The 17,936-nt window shown below is 56.6% G+C and carries 17 protein-coding genes and 1 tRNA gene; 8 read left to right on the forward strand and 10 right to left on the reverse strand.

Going from position 1 to position 17,936, the window contains the following annotated elements; genetic code table 11:
- Positions 1-48: 48 nt before the first annotated feature.
- The 3 genes from JXR15_RS12270 to JXR15_RS12280 all read right to left on the reverse strand — a co-directional run bounded on the left by JXR15_RS12270 (position 49) and on the right by JXR15_RS12280 (position 3,542).
- Entirely contained in the window at positions 49-1,524 is a 1,476-nt protein-coding gene (locus JXR15_RS12270) for a carboxypeptidase M32 (RefSeq protein WP_422053494.1), read from the reverse strand.
- Positions 1,525-1,540: 16 nt separating this feature from the next.
- Positions 1,541-2,692 carry a heme A synthase gene (gene ctaA, locus JXR15_RS12275; protein WP_422053495.1) on the reverse strand — a complete coding sequence of 384 codons (1,152 nt, stop codon included), beginning with the start codon at positions 2,690-2,692 and terminating at the stop codon, positions 1,541-1,543.
- A 106-nt stretch (positions 2,693-2,798) separates the two neighbouring features.
- Positions 2,799-3,542 (reverse strand): RNA methyltransferase, encoded by a 744-nt coding sequence (locus JXR15_RS12280; RefSeq protein WP_422053496.1) that lies wholly within the window; start codon positions 3,540-3,542, stop codon positions 2,799-2,801.
- Between the two features lie 131 nt (positions 3,543-3,673).
- Here JXR15_RS12280 and JXR15_RS12285 point away from each other — a divergent pair, with 131 nt between their 5' ends.
- The 5 genes from JXR15_RS12285 (at position 3,674) to JXR15_RS12305 (ending at position 7,366) form a co-directional block, all read left to right on the forward strand.
- On the forward strand, positions 3,674-4,003 hold the full coding sequence (locus JXR15_RS12285) for a TfoX/Sxy family protein (protein WP_422053497.1): 330 nt from the start codon (positions 3,674-3,676) through the stop codon (positions 4,001-4,003).
- A gap of 83 nt (positions 4,004-4,086) precedes the next feature.
- On the forward strand, positions 4,087-4,710 hold the full coding sequence (locus JXR15_RS12290; protein ID WP_422053498.1) for a thiamine phosphate synthase: 624 nt from the start codon (positions 4,087-4,089) through the stop codon (positions 4,708-4,710).
- 12 nt (positions 4,711-4,722) lie between these two features.
- Positions 4,723-5,628, forward strand: coding sequence for a PfkB family carbohydrate kinase (locus tag JXR15_RS12295; protein ID WP_422053499.1), 906 nt, complete (start codon positions 4,723-4,725; stop codon positions 5,626-5,628).
- Positions 5,625-6,542: a pseudouridine-5'-phosphate glycosidase gene (locus tag JXR15_RS12300; protein ID WP_422053500.1), complete on the forward strand. Its 918-nt coding sequence runs from the start codon at positions 5,625-5,627 to the stop codon at positions 6,540-6,542. The genes JXR15_RS12295 and JXR15_RS12300 overlap by 4 nt, the downstream gene beginning before the upstream one ends.
- A 140-nt stretch (positions 6,543-6,682) precedes the next feature.
- A complete protein-coding gene (locus JXR15_RS12305) occupies positions 6,683-7,366 on the forward strand; it encodes a DUF502 domain-containing protein (protein WP_422053501.1) in 684 nt (227 codons plus the stop codon).
- Between the two features lie 3 nt (positions 7,367-7,369).
- Here JXR15_RS12305 and JXR15_RS12310 read toward each other — a convergent pair whose 3' ends face one another.
- Both JXR15_RS12310 and JXR15_RS12315 read right to left on the reverse strand, forming a co-directional pair.
- The gene (locus JXR15_RS12310) at positions 7,370-8,395 is read right to left on the reverse strand and encodes a patatin-like phospholipase family protein (RefSeq protein WP_422053502.1); all 1,026 of its coding nucleotides are present in this window, start codon (positions 8,393-8,395) and stop codon (positions 7,370-7,372) included.
- Between the two features lie 14 nt (positions 8,396-8,409).
- Complete coding sequence (locus JXR15_RS12315) at positions 8,410-9,183, reverse strand: 3-hydroxybutyrate dehydrogenase (RefSeq protein WP_422053503.1); 774 nt, start codon at positions 9,181-9,183, stop codon at positions 8,410-8,412.
- Between the two features lie 294 nt (positions 9,184-9,477).
- On the opposite strand from JXR15_RS12315, the gene JXR15_RS12320 reads away from it, so the two are divergent.
- On the forward strand, positions 9,478-11,295 hold the full coding sequence (locus JXR15_RS12320; protein WP_422053504.1) for an extracellular solute-binding protein: 1,818 nt from the start codon (positions 9,478-9,480) through the stop codon (positions 11,293-11,295).
- Between the two features lie 101 nt (positions 11,296-11,396).
- On the opposite strand, the gene JXR15_RS12325 is transcribed toward JXR15_RS12320, so the two are convergent.
- The 3 genes from JXR15_RS12325 to JXR15_RS12335 are packed head-to-tail and all read right to left on the reverse strand — an operon-like array spanning position 11,397 to position 14,765.
- A complete protein-coding gene (locus tag JXR15_RS12325) occupies positions 11,397-12,743 on the reverse strand; it encodes a cytochrome P450 (protein WP_422053505.1) in 1,347 nt (448 codons plus the stop codon).
- A complete protein-coding gene (locus JXR15_RS12330; protein ID WP_422053506.1) occupies positions 12,740-13,957 on the reverse strand; it encodes a hypothetical protein in 1,218 nt (405 codons plus the stop codon). The genes JXR15_RS12325 and JXR15_RS12330 overlap by 4 nt, the downstream gene beginning before the upstream one ends.
- Before the next feature lie 55 nt (positions 13,958-14,012).
- Positions 14,013-14,765 (reverse strand): cytochrome c biogenesis CcdA family protein, encoded by a 753-nt coding sequence (locus tag JXR15_RS12335; RefSeq protein WP_422053507.1) that lies wholly within the window; start codon positions 14,763-14,765, stop codon positions 14,013-14,015.
- A 93-nt stretch (positions 14,766-14,858) separates the two neighbouring features.
- Between JXR15_RS12335 and JXR15_RS12340 the strand changes: the two genes are divergently transcribed.
- On the forward strand, positions 14,859-15,080 hold the full coding sequence (locus JXR15_RS12340; RefSeq protein WP_422053508.1) for a sulfurtransferase TusA family protein: 222 nt from the start codon (positions 14,859-14,861) through the stop codon (positions 15,078-15,080).
- A 76-nt stretch (positions 15,081-15,156) separates the two neighbouring features.
- Here the strand turns inward: JXR15_RS12340 and JXR15_RS12345 are convergent.
- Positions 15,157-15,246, reverse strand: a tRNA-Ser gene (locus JXR15_RS12345).
- 157 nt (positions 15,247-15,403) lie between these two features.
- Positions 15,404-16,771 carry a class II 3-deoxy-7-phosphoheptulonate synthase gene (locus JXR15_RS12350; RefSeq protein ID WP_422053509.1) on the reverse strand — a complete coding sequence of 456 codons (1,368 nt, stop codon included), beginning with the start codon at positions 16,769-16,771 and terminating at the stop codon, positions 15,404-15,406.
- 168 nt (positions 16,772-16,939) lie between these two features.
- Here JXR15_RS12350 and JXR15_RS12355 point away from each other — a divergent pair, with 168 nt between their 5' ends.
- Positions 16,940-17,935: a GlxA family transcriptional regulator gene (locus tag JXR15_RS12355; RefSeq protein WP_422053510.1), complete on the forward strand. Its 996-nt coding sequence runs from the start codon at positions 16,940-16,942 to the stop codon at positions 17,933-17,935.
- The last annotated feature ends 1 nt before the right edge of the window (position 17,936 follow it).

Genomic DNA, 17,936 nt, shown 5'->3' on the forward strand with positions numbered 1-17,936 from the left:
AAAAAGGGACGCCAAAGCGTCCCTTTTCACTTTCAAAACCCACAAACCTTACAGTTTGTAGATGCCGCCAAACTTGGCTTCAAGGTAGTCCAGCAATGGTTCCCCGCTTGGCGCTTTCCCTGTTGCATGCACGATGGTATCCGCCGGTTTGCGCAACCCGCCGTGCTGCTGCAGGTTCTCCCGCAACCACCCTGTTGCGACCGAGGTGTCACCTTGGGCCAATTGCGCATCCAGGTTTGGAACCGCCGCCCGCATCGCTTCGTTCAAGCAACCCGCATAGACATTGCCCAGAGAATAGGTCGGGAAGTAGCCAAACAAGCCTACCGACCAGTGCACATCCTGCAACACACCATTGGAGGGCTTGTCCACCGCATAGCCAAAGTCGGCCTTAAACCGGTCGTTCCAAGCCGCTTCCAAATCACCCACCGCCAGATCACCCAGCATCAACGCACGTTCCAGATCAAAGCGCAGCATGATGTGCAGATTGTATTGCACCTCATCGGCTTCGGTCCGGATATAGCCATCGTTCACTCGGTTCACAGTGCCGTAAAACGCGTCAGCAGTGTCGATGCCAAAATCACCAAACTCAGCTTTCATCTGTTCAAACAGCCAACCGGTATAAGCGCGTCCGCGCCCCATCTGGTTCTCATAAATCCGGCTCTGGCTTTCATGCACCCCCATCGACACACCTCGGCCAAGCGGCGTCAAAAGATATGCGTCATCAATGCCTTGCTCATAGGCCGCATGGCCCACTTCATGGATGGTGGAATAAAAACAGTTGAACGGATCGCTCTCACTGGTGCGCGTGGTGATGCGCACATCTTTGCCGGAACCCGAGCAAAACGGATGGGTCACGCAATCAATGCGCCCGTGGTCAAAGTCATAGCCAAAGCTCGCGGCCAGTTTGCTGGTCAGCGCCATCTGCTTGTCTGCCGCGAAGGTGCCTGTCAGTTTCTGGGGCGCGTCCGCTGCCAGAACCGCCGCCCGCAACGCCACCAACCGCGGCCGCATCGCGTCAAACATCGCTGCGATTTCTTCAGCGGTCATCTCCGGCTCGTAATCATCCACCATGGCGTCATAGACATCACCACCGGTGGCCAACGCCTGACCTTCTTGCCGCTTCAAGTTCACCACTTCTTCCAAAGTTGGCAAAAACCCGGCCACATCCTCATCAGAGCGCGCCTGCGCCCAGATCCCCTGTGCACGGCTGGTCACCTTGGCAATTTCTGCCGCCAGATCAGCTGGCACCTTGGAGGTCCGCTCAAACAACTTGCGGATGTGGCGCACCTGTGCCCGGCCTACCTCGTCCAGCTGCGCCTCATCAATTGCCGCCAGACACTCGCCTACTTTCGGGTCAATCCGGCGCGCATGCAAAACACTTTCCATCGCGGCCATTTCCTCAGCCCGCTGCGGTCCTGCACCAACCGGCATAATTGCCTCTTGGTCCCAACCCAAACGTCCAGCCACTTCGCCCAACGCCTGTGTAGTGTGGGTGAAAGCCATCAACTGCTCATATGCAGACATTCTTGTTTTCCTTTTCTCAGGATGCGTCACGCACCGAAGTTGCAATCGGATAGTGGCTCAGGAACCGCGCCCGCAGGATTAGAACCCAGACCACAACAGCAATAGCTTGGTGCGTAATCGCAATATGCACCTGTGCTGCGTAGAGCACTGTGGCGATGCCAACCGCAATCTGCACTGCAATTGCAGCTAAGGCAGCATTAAACGCAAACCGCGTGTGTGTATGCGCGGAGCCTTGCCCACGCCGCCACACCACGACGGCAAAGATCAGCAAGAGATAGCCCCAGATGCGGTGCGTGAACTGCACAAGCCCCGGGTTCTCAAAGAAGTTCCGCCACAGTGGCTCCATATACAACGCATCTGCCGGAAACAGGTTCCCCCCCATCAAGGGCCAATCGGTAAAGCTGCGGCCCGCATCAATGCCTGCCACCAAAGCGCCCAGCAGAATCTGAACACCTGTCATGTGCAACAGCCCTGTAGACATGCCAAACAGCTTGGCTTCTTTGCCGCGCCGCGCCTGCATCAAATCCCGCTCACTGCGCCCGAGCAATAAAATATACCACGTGATGAATCCCAGGATTACAAAGGCCAGCCCTAAATGGGTTGCCAAACGGTAGCTCGCAACCGTGGTCACGCCTTCCCCAGACGTCACACCACTGGCGACCATCCACCAACCAACAGCGCCTTGCAGCCCGCCAAGCGCACCAATCAGGAACAACCGCCCCGTCCAACCAGTTGGAATTTGCCGCGCAATCGCAAATCCGGCAAATCCAAGCGCCCAAACAAGACCAATCACCCGGCCAAGCTGACGGTGACCCCATTCCCACCAATAGATGTGTTTGAAGTCCGCAAGCGTCATCCAATTATTGTCGATCGCCCATTGGTCAATCTGCTTGTATTTGTCGAACTCGCCTTGCCAATCTGCTTCGCTCATCGGAGGGATAGCCCCAGTCACGGGACGCCATTCCGTGATCGACAACCCACTATCGGTCAGACGGGTCAAGCCACCCACGGCGATCATGACAAAGACCAACGCAAACAGGATCATCAGCCAGATGCGAATGCCGCGCCGCGCACCTTTCGCGCCGCTGTCGATCACACCCACCGCTTTGGGGGCCTCCTTGGGTCCGTCTTCGCTGACCTCTTCGAAAATGCTGCGCTTCTGGCTCATCGCTGTCTCCAAATCTTGGCGCGAGCCTAGTGGGGCCACGCCGAAGCTTCAACCACTCTCAGATACGTTTTGAATGTTTGTTCAGCCTTGCGGCAAAAGGCAAATTTCAGCCTTTTTCTTTCCAGCGCACCATCTGCCGCATCACACCATGCAACATCTGCACATCTGCACGTGTGAGCCGCATCCGGCTCCACATATTGCGCAGATTGACCTTCATGCCTTCGGCCTTCTCTTCGGGGAAAAAGAAGTTGGCCTCTTCAAGCCGCTCTTCATAATGCCGCCCAAGGGCATCGATATCGGCATTGCTGGCCCAGTCGGTTTTGGCCATGTCCACCCGCTCATGCACGATGTCCGCGCTCTGACGTCGCCATTCATAAGCGGTCAGCAACACACATTGCGCCAAATTCAGCGAGGCATACTCCGGATTAACCGGCACATTGATGATCGCATTGGCCCGCGCGATGTCCTCATTCTCAAGCCCGGCCCGCTCCGGCCCAAACAACACCGCAACCTTCTCGCCACGCGCAATCATCTCAGCGGCCTGTTTCATCGCTGTCTCCGGTGTCACCACCGGTTTGGTCAGCCCGCGCGCCCGCGCCGTCGTCGCAAACACATAATGACAATCTTCCAGCGCCTGCTCCGTGGTCTCAGTCAACAAGGCGCCATCCAGAACCCGGCCTGCCCCCGACGCCATGGCCACTGCGCGCTCATTCGGCCAACCGTCACGCGGGGCGACAACCCGCATTTTATCGAGACCAAAGTTCAACATCGCCCGAGCGGCACCGCCGATGTTTTCCCCCATCTGAGGGCGCACAAGCACAAAAGCGGGCTGCGGCGTGGCACTGGTCATGACTGTCTCCTAAAAAATCCGCCCGCTGATACCTCCCTGCCCCTAACAAAACAAGCCGCCCCCCTTCATTTGGCTATAAATATCCCCGCCGGACGCATAGAATCTCCAAGCACACCACCGGAGGAGACAAAATGGCTTATGACGAGGGACACGCCACACTGATGCGTGAAGACCTGCAAGACATCGAAGAAATCAGCGAAAAGAAGATGTTTGGCGGGCTGTGTTTCCTGCATCGCGGCAACATGGTCTGCGGCGTGCACAAAGGCGGCGGCATGGCCCGCGTTGGCAAAGAGCACGAGGCGGAAGCCCTGCAAATCGACGGCGTTGATCCACTGTCTTTCACTGGGCGCAAGATGGGTGGCATGGTCGATCTCTCCGAAGATTTGTTGGGCGATGATACCCTGCGTGCAAAAGTGATCGCGCTGGCTTTAACCAATGCACAAAGTCTTCCGCCCAAATAGCCAACTCCTGATAGCCAAGAGGTAAAATCCGCGCTATAGCGACGCGATCCAAAAACACGCACAAGACCATCTGGAGCCCGAGCATGTCCGACACAGAGCTGCCGCAGATCTACCTGATCACCCCGCCGGAAATCGAACTCTCCCGCTTCCCTGATCAATTGGCCTCGGTGCTGGACACAGCTGACATCGCCTGTGTGCGCCTTGCGCTTGCCACCAAAGACGAGGACCGCCTGTCCCGCGCCGCGGATGCGCTGCGCGAAGTGACGCACGCCCGCGATGTGGCAATTGTGATCGACGAACATGTGCAGCTCTCTGAGCGCCTTGGCCTCGATGGTGTCCATCTGACGGACGCGGCCCGCTCCGTGGCCAAAACCCGCAAAGAACTTGGCCAAGACGCCATCGTCGGTGCCTTCTGTGGCGCCTCTTCTCACGAAGGCATGTCCGCCGGCGAAAACGGTGCGGATTATGTGGCTTTTGGCCCGGTTGGCAACACCACCCTTGGCGATGGCACCCTTGCGGAAAAAGACCTGTTTGAGTGGTGGTCCACCATGATTGAGGTGCCCGTTGTGGCCGAAGGCGCGCTGGATGCCGATATTATTGCAAAGCTCTCGCCCTTCACCGACTTCTTTGGCATCGGCGAAGAAATTTGGCGCAGCGAAGATCCGGTTGCCAAGCTCAAACAGCTGCACGGCGCTTTCACCGCGTAGTCAGGAGCCTCCATGACCACACAGGCATCCACACAGCCAGACATCCTCTGCATCGGCTCGGTTCTTTGGGACATCATCGGCCGGGCGCCCAGCCACATGCGCCAAGGCTCCGACGTGCCCGGCCGCATCTCCCGCTTGCCCGGCGGCGTGGCTTGGAACATCGCCATGACGCTGGCGCGCTTTGGCCTGCGCCCCGCCGCGCTCTCCGCCATTGGTCGCGATGTCGAAGGTGACGAGCTGATGACCGCCTGCACCGAAATGGGCGCCATCATGGATTACGTCTATCGCTCCGCCGATCTGCCCACCGACACCTATATGGCTGTGGAAGGCAAAAATGGGCTGATCGCCGCCATCGCAGATGCCCACAGCTTGGAGGCGGCTGGCGACAAAATCCTCAGCCCGCTTGAGGATGGCACTTTGGGTAGCGAAACCAGCCCCTATACAGGTCTGATTGCGCTTGATGGCAACCTGACGCAGCGGCTGTTGGATCAAATCGCCCGCAGCCCTCTCTTTTCCTCCGCAGACCTGCGCGTCGCCCCGGCCTCACCGGGCAAGGCTGAACGGCTGATGCCATTCCTGATGCATTCCCGCGCCGTGCTCTATGTGAACCTCGAAGAAGCAGGCTACCTCTGCAAAACCGAATTCACATCTTCCAAAGAAGCAGCTGCAGCGCTCTTGGAACGTGGCGCCGCCCGTGCCCTGGTGACTGACGGCGGCAACGACGCCTCCGACGGCACCGCCGACGGTGTGATCACCCAACAACCACCTGCCGTTCTGGTGACCCGCGTCACCGGTGCCGGTGACACCTTTATGGCCGCGCACATCGTGGCTGAATCCCAAAACTGCTCCCGTGAAGACGCGCTTGATCGCGCTCTGACGGCAGCCGCAAAATACGTTTCCGGAGAACACGCCACATGAGCCTCATTTCCCTTGATCTGGTCCTTTCCCCCGAAGTGGAAGACGCCAAGAAAAACGGCACGCCTATTGTGGCGCTGGAAAGCACCATCATCACCCATGGCATGCCATATCCGCAAAACCTTGAGGTTGCGAAACAGGTCGAAGCCGACATTCGTGCAAAGGGTGCGGTGCCTGCCACTATGGCCGTGCTAAACGGCACACTGCATGCTGGCCTGACCGAAGCGCAACTCGAGGAGCTTGCCCAAGCCAAAAATGTCGCCAAAGTCTCCCGCGCGGACATGCCAGTCATCATGGCGCAAGGTCGCACCGGCGCCACCACTGTGGCCGCCACCATGATCGCCGCGCATCTCGCGGGCATCGACGTTTTTGCCACCGGCGGCATTGGCGGCGTGCACAAAGGCGCAGAGGACAGCTTTGATATCTCCGCCGACCTCACCGAATTGGCCCACACGCCCGTCACCGTTGTCGCGGCCGGCGCCAAAGCCATCCTTGATGTGCCTAAAACCCTCGAAGTTCTGGAAACCAACGGCGTACCGGTGATCACCTATGGTCAGGACAGCTTCCCGGCCTTCTGGTCCGCCACGTCTGATCTGGCCTCGCCTTTGCGCATGGACAACGCCGATGACATCGCAGCCGCCCACAAAACCCGTGGCGCGATGGCCTTACCAGGCGGTCAGCTGGTCGCCAACCCGATCCCGACGGCCGATGAAATCCCAGCGTCTGAGCTGGCTCCAGTGATCGCCCAAGCCACCCAAGAAGCCGAGGACCAAGGCGTTACTGGCAAAGACGTCACTCCGTTTCTGCTGGCGCGCATCTTTGAACTCACAGACGGAAAATCGCTGGTCGCCAACATTGCCCTGGTGCGCAACAACGCCCGCCTCGCGGCCGACATTGCCGCCGCACTGAAGGCCTAAGCCCAAAATTGCGCAAATAACGGGCTGCCACGGCGTTGTGACACGTCGTGACAGCTGCCAAATGACGCTCTCTTGCAATCGTCATTGCAGCGCCACACACAAATGCCTAACTAAACAACAGGCTGATCCTAGGACCTCTCATGACGACTCCCTTTGACGAAAACGACCCACCGCACAAATCCGGCTTCTTTGCCCGCCTGCGGTCCAGTTTTCTGACAGGGATTGTTGTCATTCTGCCAATCGCCATGACCATCTGGCTGGTCTGGACTTTTGTCGGCTGGGTCGATGGTTTTGTCCTGCCCCTGATCCCGTCGACAATTCAGCCGGAGAAATACATCGGCATCAACCTGCGCGGCGTGGGCATGATCATCTTCCTGATCTTCACCATCCTTGTGGGCTGGATTGCCAAAGGTCTGATGGGACGCTCACTGCTGCGCTTTGCGGAAAATCTTGTCTCCCGTATGCCAGTGGTGCGTTCGATCTATTCCGGCGTGAAGCAAATTGCGGAAACCGTCTTTGCACAATCCGAGCGCAGCTTTGAAAAAGCCTGTCTGATCGAATACCCGCGCCGCGGCATTTGGGCGATTGGCTTCATCTCAACCCACGCCAAAGGCGAAGTGGCAGGCTCCGCCCCAACCACCAGCCCGCTTGTCGGGGTATTTGTGCCAACAACCCCCAACCCCACCTCTGGCTTTCTGCTATTTTTCCCAACCGATGATATCATTGAGCTGGAAATGACCGTCGAAGACGCCGCCAAACTGGTGATCTCCGCAGGTCTGGTCTATCCGAACCCCAAAGATCCCACTCAGCCACTCGAAGAGTAGGCGCTAACCATACATCTCCGACAAATCCACGGTACCGCGTTCGTTCAAATCGGCCTTATGCGCACTCAGAAACTCTTTGGCCGCCGCCTGCCCGGCTTCTTTCAGGTGAAGCAGCACCGAGGTCACCGGCCAGCTTTTGGTCGCAACTGACAGACGGTTCATCAGCGCATCATCGGCAATCATATGCACCTTCACCTCCCGCTTTTCTTCCCGGCTCAGCGCGCCTTCCTCGATCAACCTTTGCACAAACGCCACGGCGCGCAGCTCGCTCAACAGCGATGCATTGAAACTGATTTCATTGATCCGGTTTGAAATTTGCTGCGGCGTCACCGGCAAAGTCTCCCGCTGCAACGGATTGATATTCACAATCACCACATCTTCCGGCAAATCGCGACGATACAGCGGCCAAAGCGACGGATTGCCGGTATAGCCGCCATCCCAATACGCTTCGGTCTTGCCGCTGATCTGATCAAACACATTCACTGCTTTAAACAAGGTTGGCAAACAGGCCGAGGCCAACAGCGCATCTGTGCCGATCTCACGCCCTTCAAACACCCGCGCCTTGCCGGAGCGTACATTGGTGGCGCAGACAAACAGCTTCGGCCCCTCGTCCGCACAGACCCGTTCAAAACTGAACTGATTCACAATGTCGCGCAGCGGATGCTCATAAAGTGGCCCCATGGCGTAAGGCGAGGTCATCCGCTGCATCATATCAGCCGCCATAAACGGCCAGCTATACTCCAGCGCCCGGCTCACCATGCCCGGCGGCACTGCCGCAAACCAAGCGTCCATGCCCGGCACCTGTGCCGCACCCATCTGCTGCCAGAACCAATCCAGATTGGCCCGCGCCCCGTCGCGACCACCTTCAAGCAGCCCGGCCTTCAAGGCCGCGCCATTCATCGCGCCCGCGGACGTGCCAGTGATCCCGGCAATCTCGATATCTTCGTCCTGCAACAGAACGTCCAACACGCCCCAGGTGAAAGCCCCATGCGCGCCGCCACCCTGCAACGCCAGATTGATACGCTTCATGAGGCCAACTCCCTTTACAACGCGGTCCAGCCGCCATCCACGCTGATGGTGGTGCCGGTGATCTGCGCCGCCGCATCAGACGCCAGGAAACACACGGTGCCGCCCAACTGCTCCACTGTGGCAAACTCGCGGCTGGGTTGACGCTCTAGCATCACCTTCTTGATCACCTCTTCACGGCCCATGTTGTATTTTTCCATGGTGTCCGGGATCTGCGCCTCCACCAATGGGGTCAACACATAGCCTGGGCAAATCGCATTACAGGTGATCGGCTCCTCAGCGGTTTCCAGCGCCACTGTCTTGGTCATGCCAACAACGCCGTGCTTGGCCGCCACGTAAGCCGCTTTAAAGGGAGACGCCGTCAAGCCATGTGCACTCGCAATGTTGATCACCCGGCCCCAGCCGCGCTGGCGCATATGTGGCAGCGCAGCTGCCGTGGTGTGAAAGGCGGAGTTCATGTTGATTGCGATGATCGCGTCCCATTTCTCAACCGGAAACTCATCAATCGGTGCTACGTGCTGAATACCGGCGTTGTTCACCAGCACATCACAGCCGCCAGCATTCTCGATCAGCTGGCGACATTGGTCGCCCTTGGACATGTCCGCTGCGATATACTGCGCCTTTACGCCAAACTCCGCCGCAATCTCCGCCGCCAGCGCGTGATCTTCGTCCCGATCGGTAAAAGAATTTAATACAACATTCGCCCCGGCCCGCGCCAATTCCCGCGCCACGCCCAGACCGATTCCCGAATTGCTGCCCGTCACAATCGCCGTTTTACCCTGCATACTCATCTGTCTTCCCTTCTCATCTCGGTTGCGCGCAGCATACCATGCTGCACCCGCAAAATAAGGGAAATCCACACGTACCGTAATCTTACGTAAGCCTGCCAAAAGGCCAAAAAAAACGCCCGCGCGAAGCGGGCGTAAAGTTATTGAGGCAGGTTTCATACAGGCAAGAAACCTATCGAGCAGTGAGACCTTTATAAGCGTTAGTGCGCCGGTCTCCAAGCTAAAAGTTTGATAAGCCACCAATACCCCGCTACTTTTTGGGTAAGCAAAAAACGAACCAACAGGATTGTTCAGGCAATGACACCAATACGTTTCCCCAAAGTCACCAGTGCCGCCGCCGCGCTGGCGCTCACACTGGTCGGCACGCAAACCTTCGCAGAGCCCCAGCATGGCATCGCTATGTATGGTGATCCCGCTCTCCCACATGATTTTGTGTCTCTGCCCTACGCCAACCCCGATGCCCCCAAGGGCGGGCGCGTGGTCACAGGCAATGGCGGCAGTTTTGACTCTCTTAACCCTTTTGTCCGGAAAGGCACTGTGCCGTGGCAACTCCGGTTCTTTGGATATGAATCGCTCATGGGGCGCAATTGGGATGAACCATTCGCCCTATACGGTCTACTGGCCGAATCGATTGAGACACCTGAAGACCGCTCCTGGGTCGAATTTACCCTGCGTGAAGAAGCCCGATTCTCTGATGGCAGCCCGGTCACCGTCGAAGATGTGATCTGGTCGTATGAAACCCTCGGCACCGTTGGCCACCCGCGCTACCGCGGTTTCTGGGGCAAAGTGGGCAGCATCGAAGCCACCGGCGAGCGGACTGTACGCATCACCTTCAACACCGAGGACCGCGAATTGGCCCTGATCGCCGGCCTGCGCCCCATCCTGCAAAAGGCGCAGTTTGACGGCAAAACTTTTGAAGACATCACACTTCAGGACGTCCCACTTGGCACCGCACCCTATGTGGTCTCCGACTTTGAGGCCGGCCGGTTTGTCACCTTGTCTCGGAACGAGGATTATTGGGGCAAAGATCTGCCGTTCCGCAACGGGACACACAACTTTGACGAGATCAAAATCGACTTCTTCGGCGATGGCGACGTGATGTTTGAAGCCTTCAAAGCGGGCGAAATCTCCTTTACCCGTGAATTCAACGCTGAAAAATGGGCTGCCAATTACGATTTCCCCCTCGCCCAATCCGGCGACATCGTGAAATCGGAAATCCCACATCAAAAACCCTCCGGCATCACAGGTTTGGTGATGAACACCCGCAAAGCCCCATTGGACGACATCCGAGTGCGCGACGCGCTGATGCATGTGTTCAACTTCGAATTCATCAACGATACCATGACCGGCTCCCGCCAGCCGCGCATCACGTCTTTCTTTTCCGGCTCCCTCTTGGGCATGGAAGAAGGCCCAGCCCAAGGCCGCGTGGCAGAATTCCTGCAGCCTTTTGCTGATCAACTTCCTCCAGAGGCGCTTGCGGGTTATTCTTTGCCAAAGTCTGACGGCTCCATCCGCAACCGCGCCAACCTGCGCAAAGCAATGGCGCTGATGGAAGACGCGGGCTACTCCGTGGTGGACGGCAAGCTGCAAAATGCAAACGGCGAAGTGCTCGCACTGGAAATTTTGCTCAAACAGGGCGATTCTGAGAACAAAGCCATTGTCGACATCTACTCCAAAGCGCTGGAAGGCCTCGGCGTGGAGCTGACCGTCACCCAGGTGGACGGCCCGCAGTACACCGAACGCACCGCCGCCTTTGATTTTGACATCACCAACTACCGGCGCGCACTCTCGCTCTCTCCCGGAAACGAGCAGAACCTCTACTGGGGCTCTGCGGCTGCGGATCAAACCGGCTCTCGAAACCTGATGGGGGTAAAATCTCCGGCCATCGACGCCATGATTAACGAGATGCTGACCTCCACATCACAAGACGACTTTGTCGCCGCCACCAAGGCGCTCGACCGCGTGCTGACCTCTGGCCGTTATGTGATTCCAGTCTGGAAATATGCCGTGGGTCGCATCGCCCACCAGAAAGAGCTGCACTACCCGAAAGACAACTTGCCGATCTACGGTGACGGGGTGGAATGGCTGCCAAGTGTCTGGTGGCATCAAGACTAAACGCAACACAGGGCGCCTTCGGGCGCCCTGTTTGTTAATGGGTCAGAATTCGGAAATTCGCACCTCCGCGAAACAATCGCGATACAGACAAAATACCGACGTCAGTTTCGCCGCTCGATTCGAAGGTTAATCCCATCCCGCGACCGCACTGTCAGATGGGCAATCGGCACTGGCGCGCGTCCTACTGGCGTGATCCGGAAATGTTTCAGGATCATCGACAACATCAGGACCCCCTCCACCATGGCAAAGCCCGCGCCGGTACATACACGACTGCCCGCCGAAAACGGCACATAGGCCTCGCGCATGCATTTTTTGCCATTGTCCGTTTGCCATCGCGTTGGGTCAAACCCGTCTGGATTGTCCCACAACCGCTCCTGCCGATGCAGATGCCAAGGCGATATAACCACCTGAGATTCAACGGCAATATCGCGATCACGAAAATGTTCCGGACAAGTCGTCTCCCGCACCATCATGGGCACCGGCGGATACAATCGCAGCGCCTCTCGGAACACATCCCGACTGATTTTCAACTTGCTGACCGCACTAAAATCCTCGGTCAATCCCGCGGCTTCCTCAGCGATTTTCTCCTGCCACTCGGGAAACAGCGCGCAAAGATACAGCGTCCAGGCCAAAGCCGACGCACTGGTTTCATGTCCTGCCAGAAAAAATATCGCCACCTGATCGACCATCTCATTGGTGTCAAAGGACTTTCCTGTTTCAGGATCGACCGTAGTCATGATCTTGGTCGCCAAATCATCCGGCGCGTCACCGGCCTGAATGGCCTGCATCCGCTCTTCGGTAAGTTGGGTGATCAACCCACGAATACTAGCGGCTGTGCGCTTTGTGTCTTCCCGGAAAAACTTTGGAAACCAACGTGGTAGTGGAAGGAATGCACCCAAATTCACAATGGGGGCACTGCGCTGATAGGTGCGGAATTCGTCAAACACCTTGCCTGCAACTTCATGCTCAATCGGAATCGAGAACAAAGTTCGAAAGATCACATCTGCCGCCGCGTGACTGGTTTCCTCTTCGATCTCAACAGCTTGCCCCACATGCGCTTCTAGCCGCGCCACCGCCGCCTCGCTTGCTGCCCACATCGCCGGAAAGGTGTCGCGCAGCCGTCCACCCTCAAAAGCCGGATCAATAATCCGCCGCTGCCGTTTCCAGGTCTCGCCATTGGTCAAGAACACCGATTCCCCCAAAAGAGGTTTCAGACCTTCGCTAACCCGTTGAGATTTAGGGAAATCATCTGGCCGTTCCTTCAAAACAGTTTTTATTAACGAAGGTTGGTTGATCATGTAGGAGCGGAAAAACGGCGTGCGAAACTCCGCCATCCAGGCGCGATACAATTTCGCAGGCTGCGCCGACAAAAGGTCTTTGCGAAAGAGCTTCACGTACTGTCGCAGCGTGACTTTTTCCGGCCGTGGCGTCGGTTTTGGAGGAATCATGAAGCCACCGAGGTGAATTTATTGACTGGCTTTTCAATACGAGAGCCAGATGCCTGACGTCCTGCATAGCGCTCCGCCAATGTTTTTGGCCCGGCCGTGATACGAAAGTAGTCATAGTCGCCGGGCCGATCAAATGCGCAAAGGTATTGAAAATGCAGCCGAAAGAACCGCCACCGCAGTTCCGCCCACCGCTCTTCCGACAGCGTTTGAGTGAAAGCCGCCGAAAAAACCAAAGGCCACCGCTTGCCCTCGTCTGGCGCAACACCTGACACAGCCACCGGATCACACATCGCAAAGGCACAGCCATCCCCTGGCGCAGTTACGTCGACCCACGCCAGCTCAGTCCGTTGACACAGATACATCAAATCCGCCCGCAACCGTTCCGCTTTAGGCAAGAACGACACCATTGGAACCACTTGTCCCAACGACAAAAACCCAAGCGCCGGACCGCTCTCCGGCACACACTCATCCCGGATCAAATCCGCCAACACTGACACCGCCAAATGTGCCCCGCTGGAATGCCCAACCACCAACACCTCGTCACAATCCGATAGTAAGGCTTCTTCAATGCGATCCGCAAACTCACCCATCCGCGCTTCCAGCTCGGAAGGGTTTGCGCCTTTGGTGGAGGCTGAGTAGGCGTAGTCATGCATCAGGTAGTAGGCAAAGAACTTTCCGTCATGCTTCTGAAACCATTGAAGAATTGGCAACACCACTATCAGCCCAAACACCGCCGTCCACTCTGGAAAAATCATCGCCAGCCCTTTGCCAACGCCCCAAGCAACCAACAAGGCCAGAAACAGCTGCACCAACAAAAAAACCACCGGATAGAGCGCCGCAATCACCGGTCCTTTGCGCAACTGCATCAGCCGCCACAACGCACCTGAGCCGATATAGGTCCAGGCTGTCCGCAGAAGCTGCCCGTAAGTCGACACTATGCCCTGCTCCATGCTGTCGCGCACAATGTCGGACCACACCAACACCTCAACGTCGCACTGTGCCTCATGTCCCTCAATATGGCCTGCTACATGCCATCCATAGGGGCCGCCTTTGGACGTCTTAGGAGAAAGAGCCAGGTCATAGTCAGAAACCTCCGCCTGCGCCGCGCCTTCTTTGCGGTACAGCTCGCGATAGCGCCGCGGATGAATCGGATCGTAGCCGGGGATATAGAATACCCGGCGCGTCTTTACTTGCCTGTGCTGGGGCTCTGCCATCGCCTGCCTCTCCTTTGCAGACAAGTGTAACCGCTCACTTTGGCAAAATTAAGCCTTATCCGAGGGTTGCAAGCACGGGAAAGGTTTCCAGAAGCCAGTAGGAGAAGGTCGAGAACGCACCTGTGATCAACATCACGCCTACAAACAACAGCAATCCACCCATGACCTTCTCGATCGTGCCCATATGGCGCTTAAGCTTGTTCATCACGCCCATGGCGCGGTTCAGGAAGATTGCCGCCAATAGAAAGGGAATGCCCAAGCCAGCCGCATATACCCCCAACAGAACGGTTCCACGCGCGATGGAAGCTTCACCTGCCGCAAGCGACAGAATCGCGCCGAGCTGTGGCCCAATGCAAGGCGTCCAGCCAAAAGCAAACGCAAGACCCAACACATAGGCCCCAAAGGCCGACCCGCCTGTTTCCCCCGTTTCAATCCGAGCTTCACGGTCCAGAAACGGAATGCGAAACACGTTTAGAAAATGCAGACCAAAGACAATCACCACACCGCCAGCAATCTTGCTGAAAAGCTCCTGATTTTGCAGGAAGAATGCGCCAAATACAGATGCCGTGAACCCGAGAAACAGAAACACCGTCGACAGGCCCATTACAAAGAACAAGGCTGCGACAATCGCCTTCCGCCGCGCCTCTTGCTCCGTGGTGAGTTCCGACATGCTGACCCCGCTCATATAGGCCAGGTAGGGTGGCACGATGGGCAGCACACAGGGGCTAAGAAACGAGATCATACCCGCCGCCAGCGCAACAAACATCGCAGGCAAAAGTCCCGCGTCGATGATATCAATTCCAAACATGCCCCACCCTTAGACCAACTGCAAAAGAAGGTCACGGGTACAGGTGGTCACATCCCTGTGGACACATTGTTACATCCCACTTATGTCCAACATATGGATTTGGAAATTGATGCAATTGGCCTGTTGTGCCCCCTGCCCGTTTTGCGTCTGCGCAAGCGTATGGAACCCTTGGAAACCGGAGCAAAAGTGCGCCTACTTGCAGATGATCCTGCGGCCATTGTCGACGTGCCGCATTTCTGCAACGAAACTGGCCACACCTTTGTCAGCATGGCAGAATCCGACGGTTTTCTAGAATTCATCGTGCAAAAAGGCTGACTTCTGTCGGTCCAGACACCATATCAATAATTCGCTTAAGCGATTGACCAAGCTAAATAATTTCCACTGGGGTGTGTGGCGGAGAGACAGGGATTCGAACCCTGGAGACGGTTTCCCGCCTACACACTTTCCAGGCGTGCGCCTTCGACCACTCGGCCACCTCTCCGCATCAGAGCGTTGGTCAGTTGACCGTCTCTCTGTGGAGCGGTGTTTAGCTTCATCTGTTGGGGGGATGCAAGAGGCAATTTGCGGTATTTTTGCTTTTCCCAACAAAAAAGAGCCGCGCAATTGCGCGGCCCTTATTTGCTTGCGTTTGAACCGGTTTAGACCGCAGCAGCGGCTTTCGTTTGATCCCGGTCAGACAGCTCTTCTGCCACCAAGAATGCAAGCTCCAGAGACTGACTCGCATTCAGACGCGGGTCGCACGCTGTGTGATAACGCGCCGAGAGATCTTCTTCGGTCACTGCCCGCACACCGCCGGTGCACTCCGTCACATCTTGACCGGTCATCTCGAAATGCACACCGCCCGGAATGGTGCCTTCGGCTTTGTGCACACCAAAGAACTCACGCACTTCGCGCAGAACACTGTCAAACGGACGAGTTTTGTAACCGGTGGCCGATTTGATCGTGTTGCCGTGCATTGGATCACAGGTCCAAAGCACATTGGCCCCCTCTTCCTGAACCGCTTTGATCAGCCGCGGCAGGTGATCGCCAACACTACCAGCGCCAAAACGCGCGATTAGGGTCAGGCGACCTGCTTCGTTCTCAGGATTCAGCTTTTCTATCAAGACCTTAAGGTCCTCGGCGGTGGTGGTTGGACCACACTTCAGACCAATTGGGTTTTGCACCCCGCGGGCAAACTCAACATGCGCGCCATCTGGCTGACGGGTACGGTCGCCAATCCAGATCATGTGCCCGGAGCCTGCCAACCATTTGCCAGACGTCGAATCCAGACGTGTCAGCGCCTCTTCATATTCCAGAAGCAACGATTCGTGACTGGTGTAGAAGTCGACGGTTTGCAGCGAATGCAACCGTTCGGATGTCACTCCGGCAGCTTTCATGAAGTCCAAAGTGTCACTGATACGGTTGGCCATATCACGATACTTGGTGGCCTTCTCGCCCTCGGTGAAGCCCAGAGTCCAAGAGTGCACCTGATGCACGTCAGCATAGCCGCCTGTAGAAAAAGCACGCAACAGGTTCAATGTCGCAGCGGCTTGAGTATAGGCCTGCAACATCTTGTTTGGGTTGGGGATTCTCGCATCAGACGTGAATGCCAATTCATTGATGATGTCACCACGGTAGCTTGGCAGTTCCACACCATCCACGGATTCTTTAGGCGCGGAACGCGGCTTGGCAAACTGGCCAGCCATGCGGCCAACTTTCACCACTGGAACCTTTGCGCCATAGGTCAGCACCATCGCCATCTGCAGCATCACTTTGAACGTGTCGCGGATGCCATCTGCGCTGAACTGTTCAAAGCTCTCCGCACAATCCCCGCCCTGCAACAAAAAGGCCTCGCCGCGAGAAGCGGCACCAAGCTGAGCTTTGAGGCGGCGCGCTTCGCCGGCAAAGACCAATGGCGGATAACTTGCGAGCTTGGCTTCCACAGCCTTGAGCTCAGCATCATCCAGATAGTCAGGCATCTGAACCCGGGGCTTATTGCGCCAGTCAGATTTTTGCCAGTCAGCCATTGTCTTTACTCCAATTAGACAAGTTAATGAGGCCTTATACAAAAGCTCTTGTCCCGGCGCCATAGATGAAATATCGGGCCTTGACGCGTTTGGTGAATGTTTCGTTTAATCGGTCAACTCGCCGCAATTCAATGTGCGCACTCCCTCATAGAAAAGGAAACGATGTCAATGACTTCGGCACTCGCTCCTGGTGAAATCGACGCGAAATCGCGCCGTTTTGTTTTTGTGCTTCTGGACAAGTTTACCCTGCTGTCCTTTGCCTCCGCTATTGATTGCCTGCGCTTGGCCAATCGTCAGATGGGCGGCGAACACTACTCTTGGATCTTGGTTGGTGAAGGTGGCGACACCGTAAGTTGTTCCACAAACACAACTTTTAAGCTGGATGACGACCTTGGAGATCTTCGCAGGGACGACACAATTGTCTTGTGCGGCGGCACAAACATTCAGCAAGCCACAACCAAAAAACTGCTCAATTGGCTGCGTCGCGAAGCTCGCAAGGGCCCGCCAGTCATAGGTCTGTGTACAGCCTCATTTTGCATGGCCAAGGCCGGTTTGCTGGACGGAAAACGCGCTACCATTCATTGGGAGAATCAGGACAGTTTTGCCGAGGAATTTGATGAGGTCGAGCTGTCAAAATCAGTTTTCACCATCGACACAAATCGTATGACCACCGCTGGCGGTACGTCTTCGATAGATTTGTTTTTGAAACTGATCGCGCAAGATTTGGGCGAAGACGTCGCGAATTGGGTTGCGGACCAGCAAATCTACAGTTCCATCCGGACAGACCAAGACACGCAACGTCTGTCTGTTCCCACCCGCATTGGCGTGCGCCATCCAAAGCTGTCGATGGTCATCCAAATGATGGAAGCCAACATCGAAGAACCCATCAGCCCCTCTTTACTCGCCAAAGAAGTGGGCATGTCGACCCGCCAATTGGAGCGACTGTTTCGGCGCTATTTAAACCGCTCCCCCAAGCGCTACTACATGGAACTACGCCTTCAAAAGGCGCGTAACCTGTTGATGCAAACAGATATGAGCGTGATTAATGTGGCTTTGGCCTGCGGTTTTGCATCACCCAGCCACTTCTCCAAATGCTATCGCGCACACTACGAGACCACGCCGTACCGCGAGCGAGGAAGTCAGAGCTCACGCCTGTCAATCTAGC

This window comes from Shimia sp., assembly GCF_049116215.1.
Lineage (GTDB): Bacteria > Pseudomonadota > Alphaproteobacteria > Rhodobacterales > Rhodobacteraceae > Shimia.

Bases quoted from the DNA above. Each gene is read 5' to 3' on its own strand.
- JXR15_RS12270 (WP_422053494.1), bottom strand. From the start codon at position 1,524: ATGTCTGCATATGAGCAGTTGATGGCTTTCACCCACACTACACAGGCG.
- ctaA (WP_422053495.1), bottom strand. From the start codon at position 2,692: ATGAGCCAGAAGCGCAGCATTTTCGAAGAGGTCAGCGAAGACGGACCC.
- JXR15_RS12280 (WP_422053496.1), bottom strand. From the start codon at position 3,542: ATGACCAGTGCCACGCCGCAGCCCGCTTTTGTGCTTGTGCGCCCTCAG.
- JXR15_RS12285 (WP_422053497.1), top strand. From the start codon at position 3,674: ATGGCTTATGACGAGGGACACGCCACACTGATGCGTGAAGACCTGCAA.
- JXR15_RS12290 (WP_422053498.1), top strand. From the start codon at position 4,087: ATGTCCGACACAGAGCTGCCGCAGATCTACCTGATCACCCCGCCGGAA.
- JXR15_RS12295 (WP_422053499.1), top strand. From the start codon at position 4,723: ATGACCACACAGGCATCCACACAGCCAGACATCCTCTGCATCGGCTCG.
- JXR15_RS12300 (WP_422053500.1), top strand. From the start codon at position 5,625: ATGAGCCTCATTTCCCTTGATCTGGTCCTTTCCCCCGAAGTGGAAGAC.
- JXR15_RS12305 (WP_422053501.1), top strand. From the start codon at position 6,683: ATGACGACTCCCTTTGACGAAAACGACCCACCGCACAAATCCGGCTTC.
- JXR15_RS12310 (WP_422053502.1), bottom strand. From the start codon at position 8,395: ATGAAGCGTATCAATCTGGCGTTGCAGGGTGGCGGCGCGCATGGGGCT.
- JXR15_RS12315 (WP_422053503.1), bottom strand. From the start codon at position 9,183: ATGAGTATGCAGGGTAAAACGGCGATTGTGACGGGCAGCAATTCGGGA.
- JXR15_RS12320 (WP_422053504.1), top strand. From the start codon at position 9,478: ATGACACCAATACGTTTCCCCAAAGTCACCAGTGCCGCCGCCGCGCTG.
- JXR15_RS12325 (WP_422053505.1), bottom strand. From the start codon at position 12,743: ATGATTCCTCCAAAACCGACGCCACGGCCGGAAAAAGTCACGCTGCGA.
- JXR15_RS12330 (WP_422053506.1), bottom strand. From the start codon at position 13,957: ATGGCAGAGCCCCAGCACAGGCAAGTAAAGACGCGCCGGGTATTCTAT.
- JXR15_RS12335 (WP_422053507.1), bottom strand. From the start codon at position 14,765: ATGTTTGGAATTGATATCATCGACGCGGGACTTTTGCCTGCGATGTTT.
- JXR15_RS12340 (WP_422053508.1), top strand. From the start codon at position 14,859: ATGGATTTGGAAATTGATGCAATTGGCCTGTTGTGCCCCCTGCCCGTT.
- JXR15_RS12350 (WP_422053509.1), bottom strand. From the start codon at position 16,771: ATGGCTGACTGGCAAAAATCTGACTGGCGCAATAAGCCCCGGGTTCAG.
- JXR15_RS12355 (WP_422053510.1), top strand. From the start codon at position 16,940: ATGACTTCGGCACTCGCTCCTGGTGAAATCGACGCGAAATCGCGCCGT.